The 19798-nt window shown below is 42.3% G+C and carries 18 protein-coding genes; 12 read left to right on the forward strand and 6 right to left on the reverse strand.

Annotated features, from left to right (window positions below; all coding sequences use genetic code 11):
- Positions 1 to 193 precede the first annotated feature (193 nt).
- The 4 genes from ACQ2HE_RS10475 (at position 194) to ACQ2HE_RS10490 (ending at position 3229) form a co-directional block, all read left to right on the forward strand.
- On the forward strand, positions 194 to 481 hold the full coding sequence (locus ACQ2HE_RS10475) for a hypothetical protein (RefSeq protein ID WP_430899745.1): 288 nt from the start codon (positions 194 to 196) through the stop codon (positions 479 to 481).
- A gap of 101 nt (positions 482 to 582) precedes the next feature.
- Positions 583 to 1302, forward strand: a complete 720-nt coding sequence (locus tag ACQ2HE_RS10480; RefSeq protein ID WP_430899743.1) for a hypothetical protein — start codon at positions 583 to 585, stop codon at positions 1300 to 1302.
- A gap of 57 nt (positions 1303 to 1359) precedes the next feature.
- Positions 1360 to 1935, forward strand: a complete 576-nt coding sequence (locus tag ACQ2HE_RS10485) for a hypothetical protein (RefSeq protein ID WP_430899741.1) — start codon at positions 1360 to 1362, stop codon at positions 1933 to 1935.
- Positions 1936 to 2305: 370 nt separating this feature from the next.
- Positions 2306 to 3229, forward strand: a complete 924-nt coding sequence (locus tag ACQ2HE_RS10490) for a methylenetetrahydrofolate reductase (RefSeq protein WP_430899739.1) — start codon at positions 2306 to 2308, stop codon at positions 3227 to 3229.
- Between the two features lie 332 nt (positions 3230 to 3561).
- Here the strand turns inward: ACQ2HE_RS10490 and ACQ2HE_RS10495 are convergent, their stop codons facing one another.
- The 3 genes from ACQ2HE_RS10495 to ACQ2HE_RS10505 all read right to left on the reverse strand — a co-directional run bounded on the left by ACQ2HE_RS10495 (position 3562) and on the right by ACQ2HE_RS10505 (position 7563).
- Positions 3562 to 4215 (reverse strand): DUF2238 domain-containing protein, encoded by a 654-nt coding sequence (locus tag ACQ2HE_RS10495; RefSeq protein ID WP_430899737.1) that lies wholly within the window; start codon positions 4213 to 4215, stop codon positions 3562 to 3564.
- A gap of 313 nt (positions 4216 to 4528) precedes the next feature.
- Positions 4529 to 5260, reverse strand: coding sequence for a TylF/MycF/NovP-related O-methyltransferase (locus ACQ2HE_RS10500; RefSeq protein WP_430899735.1), 732 nt, complete (start codon positions 5258 to 5260; stop codon positions 4529 to 4531).
- Positions 5261 to 5535: 275 nt separating this feature from the next.
- Positions 5536 to 7563 carry a M43 family zinc metalloprotease gene (locus ACQ2HE_RS10505; RefSeq protein ID WP_430899733.1) on the reverse strand — a complete coding sequence of 676 codons (2028 nt, stop codon included), beginning with the start codon at positions 7561 to 7563 and terminating at the stop codon, positions 5536 to 5538.
- 540 nt (positions 7564 to 8103) lie between these two features.
- Between ACQ2HE_RS10505 and efp the strand changes: the two genes are divergently transcribed.
- The 3 genes from efp (at position 8104) to accC (ending at position 10734) form a co-directional block, all read left to right on the forward strand.
- Positions 8104 to 8670, forward strand: a complete 567-nt coding sequence (efp, locus tag ACQ2HE_RS10510; protein WP_430899731.1) for an elongation factor P — start codon at positions 8104 to 8106, stop codon at positions 8668 to 8670.
- A 146-nt stretch (positions 8671 to 8816) separates the two neighbouring features.
- Positions 8817 to 9311, forward strand: a complete 495-nt coding sequence (gene accB / locus ACQ2HE_RS10515; RefSeq protein WP_430899729.1) for an acetyl-CoA carboxylase biotin carboxyl carrier protein — start codon at positions 8817 to 8819, stop codon at positions 9309 to 9311.
- A gap of 85 nt (positions 9312 to 9396) precedes the next feature.
- Positions 9397 to 10734 (forward strand): acetyl-CoA carboxylase biotin carboxylase subunit, encoded by a 1338-nt coding sequence (gene accC / locus ACQ2HE_RS10520; RefSeq protein ID WP_430899727.1) that lies wholly within the window; start codon positions 9397 to 9399, stop codon positions 10732 to 10734.
- A gap of 335 nt (positions 10735 to 11069) precedes the next feature.
- Here accC and ACQ2HE_RS10525 read toward each other — a convergent pair whose 3' ends face one another.
- A complete protein-coding gene (locus ACQ2HE_RS10525; protein ID WP_430899725.1) occupies positions 11070 to 12323 on the reverse strand; it encodes a 4-hydroxy-3-methylbut-2-enyl diphosphate reductase in 1254 nt (417 codons plus the stop codon).
- A 75-nt stretch (positions 12324 to 12398) separates the two neighbouring features.
- Between ACQ2HE_RS10525 and ACQ2HE_RS10530 the strand changes: the two genes are divergently transcribed.
- Positions 12399 to 13667, forward strand: coding sequence for an alpha-amylase family glycosyl hydrolase (locus ACQ2HE_RS10530; protein WP_430899723.1), 1269 nt, complete (start codon positions 12399 to 12401; stop codon positions 13665 to 13667).
- 547 nt (positions 13668 to 14214) lie between these two features.
- Here ACQ2HE_RS10530 and ACQ2HE_RS10535 read toward each other — a convergent pair.
- Positions 14215 to 15717, reverse strand: coding sequence for a Do family serine endopeptidase (locus ACQ2HE_RS10535; protein WP_430899721.1), 1503 nt, complete (start codon positions 15715 to 15717; stop codon positions 14215 to 14217).
- A gap of 312 nt (positions 15718 to 16029) precedes the next feature.
- On the reverse strand, positions 16030 to 17028 hold the full coding sequence (locus ACQ2HE_RS10540) for an acyl-CoA reductase (RefSeq protein WP_430899719.1): 999 nt from the start codon (positions 17026 to 17028) through the stop codon (positions 16030 to 16032).
- A 59-nt stretch (positions 17029 to 17087) separates the two neighbouring features.
- Here ACQ2HE_RS10540 and ACQ2HE_RS10545 point away from each other — a divergent pair, with 59 nt between their 5' ends.
- From ACQ2HE_RS10545 to ACQ2HE_RS10560, 4 genes are all read left to right on the forward strand, one after another.
- Positions 17088 to 17435, forward strand: coding sequence for a 4Fe-4S dicluster domain-containing protein (locus ACQ2HE_RS10545; RefSeq protein WP_430899717.1), 348 nt, complete (start codon positions 17088 to 17090; stop codon positions 17433 to 17435).
- Positions 17436 to 17602: 167 nt separating this feature from the next.
- The gene (locus tag ACQ2HE_RS10550; protein ID WP_430899715.1) at positions 17603 to 18586 is read left to right on the forward strand and encodes a D-alanine--D-alanine ligase; all 984 of its coding nucleotides are present in this window, start codon (positions 17603 to 17605) and stop codon (positions 18584 to 18586) included.
- 29 nt (positions 18587 to 18615) lie between these two features.
- Complete coding sequence (locus tag ACQ2HE_RS10555) at positions 18616 to 19428, forward strand: PASTA domain-containing protein (RefSeq protein WP_430899713.1); 813 nt, start codon at positions 18616 to 18618, stop codon at positions 19426 to 19428.
- A gap of 13 nt (positions 19429 to 19441) precedes the next feature.
- Positions 19442 to 19750: a rhodanese-like domain-containing protein gene (locus ACQ2HE_RS10560; RefSeq protein ID WP_430899711.1), complete on the forward strand. Its 309-nt coding sequence runs from the start codon at positions 19442 to 19444 to the stop codon at positions 19748 to 19750.
- Positions 19751 to 19798 lie beyond the last annotated feature (48 nt).

The raw sequence follows: 19798 nt of genomic DNA on the forward strand, positions 1-19798 counted from the left end.
GACATGCTAATATTAAACTAGTTATGAGAAGATGATCTTGTCGATTTACTAAAGGTTTATATTTGAGTGAAAGTTTGAAATCTCAAATTACGGATACAAGCCTGAAACCAATTTCTACTTTTCGGCGGAGTGGACTCGAGACCACATAAGAAATGATGAAGGTTTGTGCAAGGAATTGTTTGAATATCAACTCGTGAAAAAGAAGGAGTGTGTTGGACAGCCTATTGCCTTTCAGAAATTTCAAGGAGAGATTTTGGTCGCTGAGATAGATAATACAATTTGTGATGGAGCGTCTATGGTAGAATCGGAAGGATTTATTGATGTTTACGACTGCCCGCCAATTGATACTTGGTTCTATCTTTCTCACAATGCATCCGGTGGACAGCTTTTGTATGCTTGGGTGCCCAAGCCATTTGTATATTATGTTCATGGGGCAATAAAAGTGAACTGTGTAGATTGCCTTTATTGGTATGGTGGCTGAGGTGTGGAAGTCAATTGCGGATTTGTTGGTTTTTTTTGAAGGATAGAATTTGAAATCGTATTTCTAAGAAAAGTGCCCCATTGTGCACCAATTAATATAGAATGATGTATCGCATTGTTATCATGCTTGCCATTTTTAACTTCTTAACTGAACCCTCCTTCAGCCAAACCCCCTCTTACTCCGGAAAAACATTTGTCAGTAAAAAAATTAAGAGTATTGAATTTTTGACTGATTCCAATTATAAGACGGACGAAAATTCGATTTCTTATTTGCAGTATAAGTTTAAGGATGATAGTTTGTTAGTAAGTAATTGGCAGTTTGAAATGTATCCGGGAAAGGCGCTAGCTTTTAAAGTATTAAAAAAAACAGCAGATACTTTATCGTTTGTTTTTGTTGCGGGGAACGGAAGCCAAGATACCATGGAGTTTTTAAACATTCAAAAACTCATTGTTCCCATAACTAACTTTGAGTTTTTTAGAGTAGATGTTTACGGCTTTCAATGTCTTGGACGAATAATAGTTAAGAACGACAAAACGGTTTATTATGCGCCTGATTGTTGTAGTGGTCCCTTAGCTACTTCTGTGAAATACCGAGTGACAAAACTGTCAGACCAACAGTACCAAGAGTTTCTTGATATGCTCTCAAAGTCTTTCATATTCCAGCTACCTGAAAAAAGAGGGACCAATAAGTATGATCCAACCTACTTTGATTTTATGGGAAAAATAAACAATCGCACTATTGTTAGCAAAGGTTGTGACCTATCAGCTATTCACTATAAGTTGATAGAGTACTTGTATCAAACGGTTGTGAAACGGTATTGATGAGAAATGAGTTTTTCCTAAAATTCCATATCTTCAAACTATATTCAATTTGTTATTTTGTCTAAACCTTACCATTATCTCCTTAATTTCTTACCCGCCATCCCCGCACTCCTCCTCTCCGGATGGTTGATCTATTCCAATGCCTCTATTGAGTCTTGTTCGGGACTTGTGCAAAGCATTTTTTTCGTCTTATCGAGCGTGTTGTTGATTGTACTTGCTCTTTGGGCACTGATACGAATGGTGGTGAAGTATGAGGAGAAATTAATTAGTAAGAGTTGGTTGATAGCGGTGAGTTGTTTGGTGGTGGTGGGTACGGTCTTTTCGTTTTTAGGATCGTCAGTGTGGCTTAGGTTGCGACTGGGGGCGCCTTTAGTGGAGGCCCGTACGCATCAGGGACAATATGATACGGGGGTTGTTACTTTGTATGAAAACAACAGGTATTATGAAGTGATAGGGTATATTGATTTTTCATGTAGTCGACTGGGTGAGTATACGATTAAGAAGGATACTTTGTTTTTGTGGGGTGATGCGTTTGAGAAGAGTGGAGGTGTGTTTGCGAATTCATATTTGATGAGTGATTCTGTGTGGGTGCCTATTGGGAAGGGAGCGAGGTTGAAGGTGAGAAAGCTGTAGGGGAGTTCACCGCGGTGATTTTTTGACCACAAATAGCACAGATTTTTACGGATTGACACAGATTAGAACCCGAAATTTGAAATAGCTTCACCGCGGCGGCGCAGCGGAACGCAGAGGATTTCGTTGCGTACCTTTGTGTTCTTTGTTTCTTTGCGGTAGAGGAAAAAGATCGAAAATTTTGATGACCGAAGTTAGTGAGAGAGTTTTTCTTGACCACAAATAGCCTTTAGATCAGATTTTTACGGATTGACACAGATTAGACCCCGGTATTCTATCAACCTGACTGCCGGCTGTTCAATTATTAATTATTACTTATTAATTATTAATTCTTATTCTGAATTCTTATTTAATTTCGCGCATATTTTACACTATGTTGCACGAGAAGATAGCCGCACGCTCTACCGGATTGGTTTTTTATGGTCTCACACCTCCAAAGGTTACCACCGATTTGGAACGCAGAACATTCATCGCCCAAAAACAAAAAGAACGTTTGCAAGGAATTCCCGTTGACGGACTCCTGCTCTACGATATCCAAGACGAAGCGACCCGCACCGACGAAGAACGTACCTTCAGCTTCGTTCCAACCCTAACTCCGGAAGACTACAGCCGTCAATACCTCGCCGACCTGGAAATCCCAAAAATCATTTATAAAAGCATTGGCAATCTGAACAAGGCCCAATTCACCGAATGGATCCTCGCCAATCAAGACGTGGAATACTCTGTGTTCGTAGGGGCTTCCTCCCGCAAACAAATTGAACTCACCAATTTCACTCTGAAAGATGCCTATGAACTGAAGAAGGAATTGGCCAATCATTTTGTATTGGGCGGCGTTACCATCCCCGAGCGACATACCCGCAAAGGCGACGAACACGAGCGTCTCTTTAATAAAAGCAATGACGGTTGCCGCTTCTTTGTATCACAATGCGTTTACAGCATGAACGATACCAAGAACTTATTGTCCGACTACTATTATTCTGCACTCGATAACAATCAAGAACTTCATCCCATCATTTTCACCTTATCACCCTGCGGTTCTCTCAGAACCCTGAAGTTTATGGAATGGTTGGGCATTGAAGTACCCAAGTGGTTGTACAACGATTTGAAGCACTCTAAAGACATCCTTGCTTCCTCCGTTGAAACCTGCAAGCACATCGCTTCCGAAATCATCGAATTCGCTGAGAAAAAGAAGATCCCAATTGGGTTCAATATTGAGAGCGTGTCTATTAAAAAAGACGAGATCGATGCGTCTACGCAGTTGTTAAGGGATATTGTGAAGTTTATGAAAGGCGTTTAAAGATGGTTCACCGCAGAGATCGCAAAGTCCGCTGAGAAGTCGCAGAGAGTTTTTGTTTTTTTTTCACCGCGGCGGCGCAGCGATCGCAGCGTTTTCGCAGCGACGTTCATTGCGAAAACGCTGCTAGGTCCCTGAGCTTGTCGAAGGGCCGACTCGAAGGGCATCTGTTTATGAAAGGAGAATAAGGGAAGTTTTTAAGTTTTTGAGTTGTTTAGTTTTTTAGTTGGGTGCCATAGAACTCAAAATTCAATTAAAGGGAAGTTATTTGGTTTTTTAGTGATAAAAATGTTTGTTGAGTCACAACTTAAAAACTAAACAACTCAACAACTCAATTACTTTTTCTCTTCTCCGCTCCAGATCCACTTCTTAATAACACTCACAATAGTTGTGGCAATAATAGCACCTGAGAACGCGAGGAAGATGTCTTTCTGCGCATCCCAAATATCACCTTGAGTACCTAAGTAGGCATCGCCTTGGGCAGGGAAGAACAGATCTGCAACCGCCCATTCGATCAATTCATAGAATGCACTTACAGATAGCGTGATCTCTATGGGCAATAACCACGACACTCTTACCGGATAGCCCAACCAACGCAAGAACAATTCGCGCATCGGATATGCCAAAAGGAATCCAAAGCTGAAATGCACAATACGATCGTAATGATTGCGCTTGGTATGAAAGAGGTCTTGCAAATAATACCCGAGCGGATTCTCGGCATAGGTGTACTTCGCCCCGTATACATGCAAGCAGATGTAAACAAAAATGAGCAGATAACTTAAATCGCTGAATTGATATTTCTTATAGGTAACAAACAAGAAGATCAGAAAAATAAAGGTGAGGGTATTCTCCAAAAACCAATTGTTGAGGTCAGAGGTTCCCACCAATGTACTGATCCATAAAGCAAAGAATAATACAATAAATGCTATTAACCAGTAATTCTTTTTTACGGGTGTGCGAAAGGTTGAGACGGCAACTGAGAAAGGCATGATAATTAATAGTTAAGAATTAATAATTAATAATGAAACAGCCGGGAAAGCCAATTAATAATTAATAAGTAACAATTAATAATTGAACAGCCGGCAGTCAGGTTGATTGAATACCGAGGGCTAATCTGTGTTAATCTTTTCAAATCGGTGATATCCGTGGTCAAAGAAAACTAACTCTTTCAGCGATTTCAGTCTTCAAAATTTTCAGTCTTTTTCCTCTACCGCAAAGAAACAAAGATCGCAAAGGTTCGCAACGAAAATCTCTGCGACTTCTTTGCGGTCTTAGCGCCCTCTGAGGTGAGCCTCCCCAAATCTAAAACCCTACTTTCCCCACTCGAAACGCCGTGAAATAAAAATTATTCGAAGCCCCAACAAACTCCAACTGAATATGCGGAAACGCAATTTGAAATTCATGCAAAGCTTTGAACTCTTGCGTTGGCACCGAAAACTCATCAAAGAAAATCAAATCACCCACTTCAAAGAAAGGCGCCAGAGAAGCCAATGTGAAAAGCGTCGCCGAATACAAATCAGCATCCAACATCACAATCTTACGTTTATCGTTTTGAAAGGTCTTTAGAAATCCGGGCAAGGTTTGTTGAAACAATCCGGCATAGAAACTTCCTCTGCTATCATTGATCTCAGGAGTTTGATTGTTGGCATTGAAGGTTCCCTTCTTATAAGCACCGAAATCTTCAGGTAAACCGGTGAAGGTATCAAAACCATAGAAGCGGCTATCGGGATGACTGTTCTTCGATAAATACCATTTAAAGCTTTGTCCACTGGCCACTCCAAATTCTAAATAAGAGATAGGAGTGGTGAGCAGGTTTTCTTTTTCTAGCAAAGCTTCATATAAGGGATAGCGCTTTTGATAATCCCATTTGGAAGGGAAATCATTTGGGGCCTTCGATTTATTGGTTGCAATCCATTTTGAAAGTAAACTTAAGTGCAGCAAGTTATCAAGCAATCCATGAAAAAAGCGGAAGATCACATGGAGACGGAGGTAAATGAATACGATCTTGGTATATCGAATCAAGAAAAATTTCATGGAGGTGCTGTTTGCGGCAAAAATAAGGATTTAAGTTAGTTCACCGCAACGAACGCAAAGAGCGAAGAGCTGTCGCAGAGATTCTTTAATTAAGCTTTGCGTCGTCCTAGCGCTCTCTGCGCCCTCCGCGGTGAACTATTTACCACGGATAGCACAAATTATTACAGATTCTCACAGATTAGAACCCGATATTCAATAATCCTAAAGCCTAACACCTAAAGCCTAACACCTAATGCCTAAAGCCTAAGGCCTAACACCTAAAGCCTAAAACCTACCTACTGCTTCACAATCTTCCTCACCAGCACCTTATCCCCAAACACCGCTCTCACATAATAAATTCCTGCAGCAGCGCCACTGATATTGAATTGATAATAGTTATTGCCTCCAATGGCCGCTTTGTCGATGATTTTTTGTCCCGATGCACTGAACACTTGAATGGCTATCAAGTTGCTTGGATTCGGGAAAAATTGCACGAGCATATTGCCTGAAGTTGGACTCGGCGTTACCATGAATCCCTTCGCCTTCAAATTCGGATTGATGGTAATGGTGTACAAATTGATATCGTCTAAATAGATATTGTTCTCGTATCCATTCGTATTTCTAAAAGCAATTAAAATAGGTCCCGATGAAATGTAATTGATCAAATTCACCGAGTCTTTTCTCCATTCTGTAGGTGCCGGTAAAAAGGCATTGGTGGTAGTACCTGTGCGGGTGATCAAACTGCTACCCCATTTTTTGTAGAGAGAAGTATAGGTAGCACCACAGTCAGTACTTACCAGCACTTCCAAAGTATCCCAAACCGTGTTGGTACCATTAACGGACGAATACACTGCCGCAGCAACTTGAAAAGTTAAATAGGCAGAGTCAACACCCGTTAAGTCTACCCTTGGTAAACGCAAATCATCTTTAGTACCTACATTATTGTTGTTGTAATTGTCAATCATTGCCGATGCAGATCCGGTTTTCGAAGCATTCAACGAACGGTTCCAAGTGCCTTTTGAATCGTTGTTCACAATATCCCATCCACTTGGTGGGAAGGTGGTGGTTTCAAATCCTTCGGTAATTGAAGCAACGGGACTATCGTACAAAAATGTTTTGCTTGCGCTATCATTACTGGCATCTCCATCCGCAGCTCCATTGGGATTGCTGATTGTGATCGCAATGATATGAGAGCCGGTAGCAACGTTTTTTGCCGGTAAACTGATGTTTACAGTGGCACTGTTGGCTGCAGAACCGGTCCAAGTATAATTGGCACTGGTACCATTGTCTAAAGTAGTGGTTACCACCAAACTGGTCAATACATTGCTTCCTTTGTTCTTCACCGTTATAGTAGGTGTGATGGTAGAAGCACAAACGCGGATATCCGGATTGTTAATTGAAATCAAAGCTGCATTGTTTGGATAAAAAACGGGTGCGCTACAAGCATTCGAGCTAAGTAAAGACGAACGATAGGTGAGCAAAGCGGCTTCCATTCTTGTTACTTGCTGTGTAGTAAACATTACCAAACATTGGTCGTAGCTATAGTCCATATAGTTCTGATACATGATACCGTTTCCCGTGGCAGTACATGCATCGAGCTTTATACCTGTGCCACATCCTGAAGTGGCGTCTGTTTGATTCGGAGTATCATCAACATAGTCGGTTCCGGTGCATGCACCGTTATCATCCCCCCAAATATGGTAGAGATTGAAATAATGCCCCAATTCATGGGTCAAGGTCTTTCCTCCGTTGTATTGTGCATATGATCCTCCGGGTAATGAATTGTAGTCAACCACTACACCTTGTGCCAAGGGGTCGCCATCGTTCGGGAACGTTGCATATCCTAGTACACCACCCGCCAAGGTACAGATCCAAATGTTTAAATAGCGATCGGGGTCCCAACTGTCAACACCGCCTGCTACACTGTATTTCACGCCATCATCGGTATAATTAAAAGAAGATTGAGAGGTAGTAACGCGATTAATACCGGTGGTTGGGTCACCATTTGGATCTTGCTGAGCCAAACAGAATTGTATAGACGATTTGCCTAAGAGCGATTTGAAATAACTCGGTATGCGGCTTGTATCGCCGTTGGTGCCACTATAGTCTTTATTCAAGGTATCGAGCTGCGCTTGAATTTGCGCGGCCGTAACTGCATTCGGATTGGTGAGTACGATGTGAAACACCACCGGTATGGAATACACTTGATCTGTTTTCAATTGTATGGCTCCGTTGCGAAGCTTTGTATTGAAGAGGTCGCGTTGTTGTTCAAACTGTTTTTGAAGATTGCTATTGCGTTGGAAGTGGCTTTGCAGTCGGTCCATGGTGCCGCATTTCGCAGCCGAGTTGTTCTTGGTTTTTTGGGCGAAAGAATGAAGAGAGCATCCAATTATTACTAGAAAAGCTAAAAAAGTACATTTTGATCGCATTCGCAGGAAATTTAAAGTGTGGCCGGATCTATACTAGAACCTGATTTCAGTATCATTTGTTTAAATAGATACGTAGAAATTAAGCAAAAGATAGCCCCGGAAATTGGAATGTATATAAAATGATGATGAAAAGGGCGATTTGGTGGGGAAAGGAAGTAATTAATAATTAAGAATTAATAATTAATAATGGAACAGCCGGAATACAGGAGGGAAGAAGCAAGATGGAGGAAATAAAGAGAAAGAAGAGGGGGAAGAACAGGGGGAAACGAGAACGAGGAAGCGGAAGGGAGGAAATATAGGGAATGCTAGCGCTGCGAAAACGCTGCGCCGCCGCGGTGAAAACTTCCTCGCCCCTCTGAAATCCCGAATTTTTCCCTAGTTTTGCCCTCCGCAAAAAGCGGAAACGATTCATTTTACAATAAAACAAACAATACAATGGCAAGTACATCAGATATCAGCCGTGGTATGATCATCAAATTAGACGGTAGCTTGTATTCAATTGTAGAGTTCGGGGAGAACAAAACTGCCCGCGCTGCTGCGAAAGTATGGGCGAAATTGAAAGGTGTAGACAACTCACGCAGTATCGAAAAAACCTGGAACAGTGGCGATACCATCTATCCCGTTCGCGTTGAACGCAAAAACTATCAATACCTCTATAAAGACGATACCGGCTACAATTTCATGGACAGCGAAACCTTCGAACAAATTGCTGTTCAAGAATCTATGGTTGACGCGCCTCAGTTCTTAAAAGACGGTCAGGAAGTAAGTGTTCTGGTAAACACTGAAACCGAAACTCCGATGAGCGTGGAACTTCCCGACAAAATTGTTTTGAAAGTAACTTATAGCGAACCCGGTATTAAAGGTGATACCGCTACCCGTACTTTAAAGCCAGCTACCCTCGAAACAGGAGCCACTATTAACGTGCCTTTGTTCGTAAATGAAGGGGAGTTGATCCGTGTAAACACCAAGTCAGGTGAATACGTAGAACGCGTAAAAGAATAATTAGCATAATTTATTATACCTAAGTCGTTAAAAGTGTTACTTTTAGTAACACTTTTTTTGATAAGGGCATTTTGTGTCCAAATGGCGATTTTGCCTTATCTTAGCCGCCAATTTTAACAGAACCGATCACTTAAAAACCCATTCTGATGGATTTCAAACAAATTCAGGAGTTGATTAAAATGATCAACAAATCCAACATCGGTGAAGTATCGATTGAGGAGAAAGGTTTCAAATTGACCATCAAACAAAAAGAGGAGCCCGTACAACAAGTGATTGCTGCTCCTACGATGGCGATGCCTGCCGCTGCTTCTTATGCTGCCGCTGCTCCTGCAGCTGCACCCGCTGCCGCCGCTGCACCTGCAGCCGATAAGCCAAAAGCTGCTGAAGCGAGCACCGATAACTTAGTTACCATTAAAAGTCCCATGATTGGTACCTTCTACCGCAGCCCATCTCCAGGTAAACCCGTGTTCGTTGAACCCGGTTCTGAGATCAATGCAGGCTCTGTAGTTTGTATCATCGAAGCGATGAAACTTTTCAATGAAATTGAAAGTGAAGTCAAAGGAAAAATCGTGAAAATTTTGGTTGAGGACGCTTCTCCAGTTGAGTACGATCAACCGTTATTCCTGGTAGAACCTGCCTAAGAAAATAGCTACTTGAATGAATCCCTTTTCATAATAGAAAGGGATTTGTTCATTGTACCCCCATTTTCAACTTTAATTAAACTCCATGTTCAAGAAAATATTGATCGCTAATCGTGGCGAAATCGCCCTTCGTGTGATCCGCACTTGTAGAGAAATGGGCATCAAAACGGTTGCCGTATATTCAACTGCCGATAAAGACAGTCTTCACGTGAAATTCGCTGATGAAGCCGTTTGTATTGGTAAGCCCGCTAGCTCTGATAGTTATTTGAATATCCCTCATATTATGGCCGCTGCCGAAATCACCAATGCCGATGGTATTCACCCCGGCTACGGTTTCTTGGCAGAAAATGCCAAGTTCGCTGAAATCTGTGGCGACCATGGAATCAAATTCATTGGACCTACTCCCGATCAAATTCGTTTGATGGGTGATAAAATCACCGCTAAAGATACCATGATCAAAGCCGGCGTTCCTGTGGTTCCCGGTGGAGAAGGTTTGTTGGAAAGCCTCGAACAAGCGAAAAGCTTGGCAAAAGACGTAGGCTATCCTGTTATCTTAAAAGCAACTGCCGGCGGTGGTGGTAAAGGTATGCGTGTGGTATGGAGCGAAGACGAAATGGAACGCGCCTACAATACCGCTCGCGCTGAAGCTGGTGCCGCTTTCAAAAACGACGGTGTATACCTCGAAAAATTCGTAGAAGAACCTCGCCACATCGAAATTCAAGTGGCCGGCGACCGCTACGGTAAAGTGTGTCACTTGAGTGAGCGCGATTGCTCTATTCAACGTCGTCACCAAAAATTAGTAGAAGAATCTCCCTCACCTTTCATGACTCCCGAATTGCGCCACCGCATGGGTGAAGCTGCTCGCAAAGCTGCCAGCGCTATCGGATATGAAAGCGTAGGTACCATCGAATTCCTCGTTGATAAACACCGCAATTTCTACTTCATGGAAATGAACACTCGTATCCAAGTAGAACATTGCGTAACCGAAGAAGTAACCAATTTCGATTTGATCAAAGAACAAATCAAAATTGCAGCCGGCGATCCTATCAGTGGAGCCGATTACGAACCAGCGATACACGCCATCGAATGTCGTATCAATGCTGAAGATCCTTACAACGACTTCAGACCTTCTCCGGGCAGAATTACGGTGTTGCACCAACCCGGTGGTCACGGTATTCGTATCGACTCTCACGTATATGCAGGCTATACTATTCCTCCTTACTACGATTCAATGATCGCAAAAATTATTGCGGTTGCTCGTACACGTAAGGAAGCAATTGATACCATGAGCCGTGCATTGAGTGAATACGTTATTGAAGGAGTGAAAACAACCATTCCATTCCATCAACAACTCATGAAGAATGAGAAGTTCATCAGCGGCGATTTCAATACGAAATTCCTGGAGAGCTTTAAAATGCAGTAATAGCGTGAAGTTGTTGAGTAGATAAGTTATTTAGTTTTTTAGTTGGGGGCCGTTAAGCGGCTCCCTTTTTTTTGAAGTTGCGTTGCTGGGTTTTAGGCCTTAGGCTTTTTATCACCGCAGAGGCCGCCAAGACCGCAAAGTATTCGCAAAGAGTTATTTTTTTCTCACCGCAGCGGCGAAGCATCCTTCGACTGTGCCTTCGGCCCGCTCAGGAACCTTCGCAGCGATAACGCAGCGTGAGCACTCTGTTTAGAAGCGAAGTCGTGTTCTTCACAACAAACGGCCTAAAGCCCAACGCCAAAGGCCCCAAACTTAATAACTTAAAACTCAAAAACTTAAAACTCAATATTTAATCCTCCCCACTTACTCGCCACCTTATAAATCACCTGCTCTACAATCGCATCCGGACAAGAAGCGCCGGAGGTAATTAAAATTCTTGTAGGCTTGTTCTCCGGAAGAAAATTTGGAGTAATACTTGAAGTTTTATTATGAAAATTGAAATGCTCAATTGAAAAATCGTCTCCAATTTTTTCGGGTCCGCTAATGAAATAGGTCGGCAATTTCTCTTCACACAATTCCACCAAATGGGTTGTATTCGAAGAATTGTAACCACCCACTACAATGGCTAAATCGGCAGGGGTATCTAACATAGCGGTTACAGCAGTTTGATTGTCCATAGTTGCATAACACAAAGTATCTCTCGTGTCTGCAAAGCGAGTAGCAATGGTTTCAGCGGTTAATCCATAATGAGCAATCATCTGTTGTTTCAAATAATCGGCAATGGCTTGGGTATCGCTAGCGAGCTGTGTAGTTTGATTCACTACACCAATTTTTTGTAAGTCTTTGCTTGCATCAAATCCTTCCGAGTATCTTCCTTTGAATTCTTCATAGAAATCTTCTGAAGGTTTTTTGCCGGTGATGTAATCGGCTAGTATGATGGCGTCGTTCATGTCATTCAATACTACAGCCGGTGCATTGGCACGTGCATGCGAAAACGTTGCGCGCGTTTCTTCGTGCTTGGGTTTACCATGAATGATGATGCTGTATCCTTTGTTCGCGATCTGTTCGCTTCTGTTCCAAACTTTTTCTACAAAAGGACAAGTAGTATTGTATTTTGATGTAGTGATTCCCAAACTGTTCAAATAAGCTTCCATTTCCAAAGTAGTACCGAAAGCAGGAATGATCACTACGTCATCAGATGTCAAACTTTCAAAAGGGATCAATTGCTTTCCTAACGTGTCTTGTAAGAACTGAACACCCATGGCTTGCAAATCGGCATTTACTTGCGGATTGTGTATCATTTCGCTCAACAGGAAAATACGTTTGCCGGGATTCTCTTCAATGGTTTGAAAAGCTATTTCTATAGCATTCTCCACTCCATAGCAAAAGCCAAAATGGCGCGCCAAATAAATTTGTAGGGGTCCAAGGTCTAAAAGGGTAGGACTGAAGTCTTTCTTCATTTTATCTGCCTCTTTTCTCGATTTTTTGATGGAGGCTATCAGAGGACTTCTATAATGAACCGGAACGTTAAATGATTTCATGTGCTTCGGGTGGCTTTCTTTAACACTATAACAAGCGCAAAGGTACAAAGTTGTGGCCAGCTAATGATTTATTCCGGTGGCAGGGCCTTTTAGCCTTGGCCTTCAAGTCTTATCTTTGACGATATGACACTGAAATCATTCAACCCGGTCCCTTGGTCAAAATCCACCACAATTTATGAGGTGAACGTGCGTCAGTACACTGTGGAGGGGACTTTCGAAGCATTTTCCAAGCATTTACCGCGGCTAAAAGACATGGGCGTTGGCACCCTATGGTTTATGCCTATAACGCCCATCAGCGTTCAAGGTCGATTAGGATCCTTGGGCAGCTACTATGCCTGTTCCGATTATACTGCCATCAACCCCGAATTTGGTACCATTGATGATTTTAGGGAGCTCGTGGCTTATGCCCATTCCCTAGGTATGAAAGTGATCATCGATTGGGTGGCCAACCATACCGGACAAGATCATATTTGGACCCAAACCAATCCCGGCTTTTATAAGAAAAATGCGGAAGGTGCGATGTATGATAGCAATGGATGGAACGATGTAATTGATCTGAACTACTACGACGGCCTCATGCGCAAAGCTATGATCGATGCCATGCGTTTTTGGGTATTAGAATGCGATATTGATGGATTTCGTTGCGATATGGCCCATTTAGTACCACTCGATTTTTGGAGAAGAGCACGTATGGAGCTTTCTGATGTAAAAGACTTGTTCTGGTTGGCTGAAACAGAAGACATTCACTACCTCGAAGTATTCGATGCTTGTTATGCTTGGACTTGGATGCACGAAACTGAAAAACTAGGAAAGGGTCAGCTTTCGGTTAGTCAACTCCGTAATGTATTGCATAATTATCAAGTAAGTTTTCCCTCCAATACCACTCAATTGTTTTTCACAAGTAACCACGATGAAAACAGTTGGAACGGAACCGAGTATGAGAAATACGGTCCCTTTGCAAAGCCCTTGGCGGTTATCAGCACCCTTTGGAATGGCATTCCTTTGATCTATAGCGGGCAAGAGCAACCCAATCACAAGCGACTCAAGTTTTTTGATAAGGATAGAATTGAATGGGGCGGTCAACCTGCCTTACATGAATTCTACAAAACCTTGTTTCAGCTTCACCGCGATCATCCTGCGCTCGCTTTCGGAAATGAAGTGCAATGGATTCCTACCAACGCCGATGAATATGTGATGGCTTTTGTACGACGCTTTGAAGGAAGAGAAGTATTGGCATTGATCAATCTTTCTCCCAATCATAGTTTTGTGCAATTGAAGGAAGGATACGTGAGTGGGGTATATGCGAATGTTTTCACACACGAAAAAGTGGATGTAATTCCTTTTCAGAGTTTTGAGTTGAGAGCGTATGAGAGTTTGATATTGGTGAAGTAGGTTGTTGGGCTTTAGGTGTTAGGTTGTTAGGCTTTAGGCCTTAGGCTTTGGGCTTTAGTCCATTCATTTTAAAGCGCGAATATTCACTTTCATATAAAAAAACTTTGCGAGGTTCCTGAGCTTGTCGAAGGGCCGGCCAACCGAAGGTTGAGTCGAAGACCTTATTGACGGACGCTGCGCTGCCGCGGTGAAGGACACACTAAAAATTTCGATCAGTTTACTCTACCGCAAAGAAAAGAAGAACGCAAAGGTACGCAACGCATGACGCTAAGTTGCTGCTGTGCTGACACAATTAAGAAAAAGAAACTCCACGAATACTTTGCAAGGTTTCTCAGCTTATCCTTAGCCTGTCGCGAGCGAACAGCAGGTTCCGCCGGAAGACGCTGCAGTTAAAAGACTTTTCAGTAATCAAAAAACCTAAAACCTAAAGCCCAATAACCTAAGGCCTAATAACCTAAGGCCCAAAGCCTAACAACCTAAGGCCTAACGCCTAATAAAAAAAGAGGCGCAAGCGCGCCTCTAATTATTAATTATTAATTGTTAATTATTAATTACCCCCCAGATTAATCACTAACGGATACACTCCCTCATAACCGGGATATACACCCTCTAACTTCACTGTTCCGGTTTGACCTTCGAGTGATTTTTTGAATTCATCGAGTGATTTTACTTCTTTGCCGTTCACTTTCGTAATTACATATCCTTCTTGCACACGCACACGGCTCAGAAGTCCATTTGATCCAATGGCTCTGATTTCAACACCACCCGCAACACCGAGTTCTTTCGCGAAGTCTTTGGTGATGGTTTGAAATTCTGCACCCAATTTATCGATGGTAGAATTCTTTACTACTTCGGTTGTTCCGGTAGAGTTGCGCAAGGTAATAGGAATGGTATATTCTTTTCCATCGCGCTTGTAGCTCACTTGAATTTTATCACCGGGACGGTAAGTTGCAATTTGTCCCACCATTTCAGCACCGCTGGTTACTTCTTTACCGTTAACTTTTGTAATGATATCACCTTTCTTGATACCGGCCGATTCAGCCGCACCATCTTTGGTTACTTCCATTACATACACTCCTTCTCCTTCTTTGATGCCATTTTCTTTTTTCAATTCTTCGCTCAAATTTTCACGAGGGTATTGAATACCGAGGTAAGCTCTTTGAACGGTACCAAATTTCATTAAGTCGGCAATTACTTTCTTCACGATGTTCACAGGAATGGTAAATGAATATCCTGCAAATGCGCCTGTTGGAGAAGCGATGGCAGAGTTGATACCAATTAGTTTACCATCAGTAGTGATCAAGGGGCCACCACTATTACCGGGGTTTACAGCCGCATCGGTTTGTAAGAAAGATTCTACGGGAGTAGCACTTTGACGTCTGTTGATATCAAGGGTTCTTCCTTTCGCACTGATGATACCTGCAGTTACAGTGGTTTCCAATGTTAAGGGATAACCAACAGCCAATACCCACTGACCTACTTTCACATCATCTGAGTTACCATAGATGAGGAAGGGTAAGTTCTTTGCTTCTATTTTGATCACTGCAAGGTCTGTTGCAGGATCAGTACCTACCACTTTAGCAGTGAAGGTTTTCTTGTTGTTCAAGGTAACGCTGATTTCATCGGCACCATCTACCACGTGGTTATTAGTAACGATGTAACCATCATCGCTGATGATAGCACCGGAACCTGAAGCACTTTGAGGCATGGAGCGAGAACGATCACCAAACAAATCTTCCATATCAAAATCGGGGAACATGTCTCCGAACGGTGATTTGCGTGGTAAATTATTGGTTTGCGTTCTTGTTACTTTGGTTTTGATGTGAACGGTAGCCGGTACAGCCGCATCTGCAGCTTTTGTAAAGTCGATGGCTCCTTCAGGTCCAATTGCACCGGTGAATCCGGCATAGTTTGCAGGAACTTTTCCTTGCTCTGTGCTGCCACTGGATGGATACTGATAGGTTCCGTCGTTCACGAAGCGGTTATAACCCCATACACTTGCGATGGAGGTAGCCGCGCTGATTAAGATTACACTTAAAACCTGTTTCATATGCATCTTCTGTTTTTCTTTGAATGATTCTTAATTCGGTTCTTACGGGGGCACAAATTCTGTGCCTTTCCAAAACAAATTAACGAAGGCTTTCGATCATTTGTTCCCAACGATTTTCCATTTAACAATAAATTTACTAAAGTCTTCGTAGATCGTGATAGGGAAGATACGAAAAAATCCGCAATTGGCCTGCATTTGCTGCCATTTGCGGATTTATTAGGGTTGGTTTATTAAGATTCCAACACCGGTCCTTTTGTGCTCGTTTTGAATACTTCAGCCCCTATTTTGGGCTTTTGGTTACTGTCAATTTGTTCAGATCGACCGCAAAAATTTCAGGGTATCCACTCCATCGGCAAAATCGGTGATGCCGGGGCACTGAGCCGATCCTAAGGGGAATTCCGGAGTTCCTACTAGTACCTGAAGGTCTTCTCTGTTCTGCAAAGACTGAATCACCGCTTCTTTCGATTCATAAAACTCATAATTGAGCTGGCTGATAGGGGAGAAGAGCGACGCATCTTCGTACAACAGCACATTTCCATTGGTCATATAAAACTTCTTATTGATGATCAAGATGGCCAATTGGTAATCGTAATTGTTTTTGAACTTGTGATGGTCGGCTAATGAAGCATATTTTTTGAATGCTTCTAAAAGCGGGATGAAATCGTAGTCTTTTGGCACATAAAGCTTGGTCACATTTCTGCAACCCAATCCAAAGTACTGAAATACATCATCGGCAAGGCTCGCCAGTTGTTCAGCGGTTTCAGTGCCATCTAAGAGGGCCGCTGAAGTCCGGTTTTTACGGATAATATGCGGATATTTTCCAAAGTATTGTTCAAAATAGCGAGCGGTATTGTTGCTACCAGTAGCAATATAGGCATCGCAGCCTTTCAGCAGTTCGCCGATCTGGATCAATGATCCTGTTTCGGGCGCCCATTCGCCTAATTTTTGGATAATGTGACGCATTAATACTTCATCTTTCGATGATAGTTTCACCATGGCCTGGTGACCTGCTAAAAAACAGCAAAGCAGGTCGTGAAAACCTACCAAGGGTATATTACCGGCCATAATGATGCCCACTTTCTTTACTGCCGCAACAGGTTCATTTAGCTGATAGGCTACCACTACTTTTTGTAAGGCTTCGGGCGAAAGATAACCGACTGCAATATTATTGATGGCCAGTTCTATGAATTCAGGAATGAACCATCCATTCTGCTGAGATGCACGAAGTTTCACCTCCTCCCATTGCGCCTCATTCGACAAAATATAATTTCTCAGTTTTTCTAATAATTCAATTCGTTGTTGTACATTCATTCCACCTAAATTTGTAGTGCAAAAATAATTGTATTCCACTCAATTAAATTTCTTTCCTTATGGCTATTAAGATTACTGAAGAATGTATCAACTGCGGAGCTTGTGAACCTGAATGTCCCAATAATGCAATTTATGAGGGCGGTGTAGAATGGGCAATTGCCGACGGTACAACGGTAAAAGGTAGTTTTACCCTTTTAGATGGTTCTGTGATCGATGCAGACACAAAAAATGCTCCTATCAGCGTTGATACCTATTTCATCGTTCCGAATAAATGTACCGAGTGTCAAGGTTTCCATGAAGAACCTCAGTGCGCCGCTGTTTGTCCGGTTGACTGTTGCGTTCCCGATGAAATGTACCAAGAAACGGTAGACGATTTGATGGCGAAGAAAGCAAAACTGCACATCTAAGCTATTTCTGATAAAAATTCATTAAAATCAGGTGGGGAATGCATTTTCTTCACCTGATTTCGTTTTTAGCTCGATTTTTGCCAATACTAGGCACATTTGGGCGAAAAGGCCCTTCCAAAACGGATTCCTTTTCGTTTATTTGCCAAAATTAAACTAGGATCAGATCCATGAAACCCGTAATTGCATTTGTAACCGGTGGCTATTCTACGGAAGCAGAAATTTCCTATAAAAGCGCCATCACTATTGAGAAAAACATCGACACTTCAAAGTTCGATTTCTATAAAATTGACATCACTCCCACAAGTTGGAATTGCGTTCACAATGGATCTAAAATAGAAGTGAACAAGCACGATTTCTCCCTTGAAATTGAAGGAAAAAAAATCAAATTCGATGCGGTATTGATTGGCATCCACGGAACACCCGGTGAAGATGGGAAATTACAAGGCTATTTCGATTTAGTAGGGTTACCCTATACTTCTTGTGATGCAGCAACTTCTGCGCTTACCTTTAACAAACGATATACTGTTGCCGTTGCCTCTTTCGGTGGCATTAAAACAGCCAAATCATTGCACCTCTTCACACACAGTCCGGTGAGTGCTGAAGCCATCTTGGCTCAGCTAAAATTACCGGTGTTCGTGAAACCCAATAACGGAGGCTCCAGTATTGGCATGAGCAAAGTGAACGAAGCTGCTGAACTTCCTGCGGCATTAGACAAAGCGTTTAAAGAAGATACCCAAGTATTGGTGGAGGAATTTATTTCAGGTCGCGAGTTTACGGTGGGAGTCTTCAAAACAACAGAAGACATTATAGTTCTTCCCATCACCGAGATCATTACCAAAAAAGATTTCTTCGATTACGAAGCTAAATATCAGGGGGCGAGTGAAGAAATTACCCCTGCGAAAATTACTTCGGAAATGCAAGAGCAAATTCGCAGTACGGCTAGAAAAGTTTATGAAGTATTCAATTGCCGAGGAGTGGTGCGCATCGATTTTATTTACAATGAAGAAGCGAAGCAACCGTACATTCTTGAAATCAATACGGTGCCCGGCCAAAGTGCTGCCAGCATTGTGCCACAACAGGTTCAAATTATGGGATGGAATTTGAAGGATTTTTATTCCTCACTCATTGAAGAAGCATTGACAAGAAAATAACCAATACGAATCATCGAAAAAAAGACAGCGTGTTTAAATCCATTACATCAAAGCCACTTTGGGTCAACATACTCTTCGCTTTTGGCGGATTGGCTGTTGTGTTAATATTGTTTATGTTTTCTTTGAACTTGGTAACCCGTCATGGTAAAACCATGACCATTCCGGGTGTAGAAGGGAGAACTTTTGCCGAGGCAAAACGTATTTTGGAAACAGCAGGATTTGACGTAGAAATTCAAGACTCAATTTACAACGATACAGCTGTTGCAATGGCAGTTCTACGTCAGTTTCCTGCAGCCGATGAAGTAGTAAAAGTAAACCGCACTGTTTATTTAACGATCAACCGTTCTGTTCCTCCAACAATCGAAATGCCTTTATTGGAAGGCCTCAGCTTTCGAAATGCTCAGTTGATGCTGAAGCAATATGGATTGAGAATGGGAGATACGTTGTATCGTTCCGACTATGCAAAAAATTCGGTATTGGAACAACAAATGGGCGGTGCCCGAATCAAGCCCGGTACTAAAATTAGCATGGGAACAAAGATTGATTTGATATTGGGCAGCGGTGCCGGAGCAGATCAGTTTTCAGTTCCTGAGTTGGTGGGATTGACCTATACAGAAGCTAAATTTGTATTGGAATCGAATGGACTCGTATTGGGAACTGTAGTGGCGGATGGGGTATCGGACTCCGCTAGTGCGTATGTGATCAAACAGAATCCGGAACGTTTTACGATGGACAATCGCATCAATAAAATGCGTCAAGGCCAAAGCGTCGATTTGTTTTTAAGCATAGATCGTCCGGTGATTGCCCCTCCGGTAATTCCAGACACAACAAATAAAAATTAAAACCCTTTCAATAATGCAAACTATTTCTGCTGCTGATGTAAAAGCCCGTTTGGATGCGGGTGAAGCATTGAATCTCGTAGATGTAAGAGAACCTTTCGAAAATGCTGATTTTAATATTGGTGGAGTATTGGTTCCTCTCGGAAAAATTCAAACCATGCAAACCGATGATATTGATGAACTGAAAGATCAAGAAGTAATTGTGTATTGCAGAAGCGGCAACCGCAGTGGCCAAGCTTGTCTTATCCTCGAAACCATGGGCTTTAGCAATGTAAAAAATTTGGTTGGTGGAATGATGGGTTGGGAAGCAACTTACGGAAGATAAGTTGTTGAGTTATTAAGTTATTTAGTTTTTAGTGGGCTCCGTGAGGGG

The organism is Endoryza foliicola (assembly GCF_050589245.1).
GTDB classification, from domain to species: Bacteria; Bacteroidota; Bacteroidia; order Chitinophagales; family Chitinophagaceae; genus Endoryza; species Endoryza foliicola.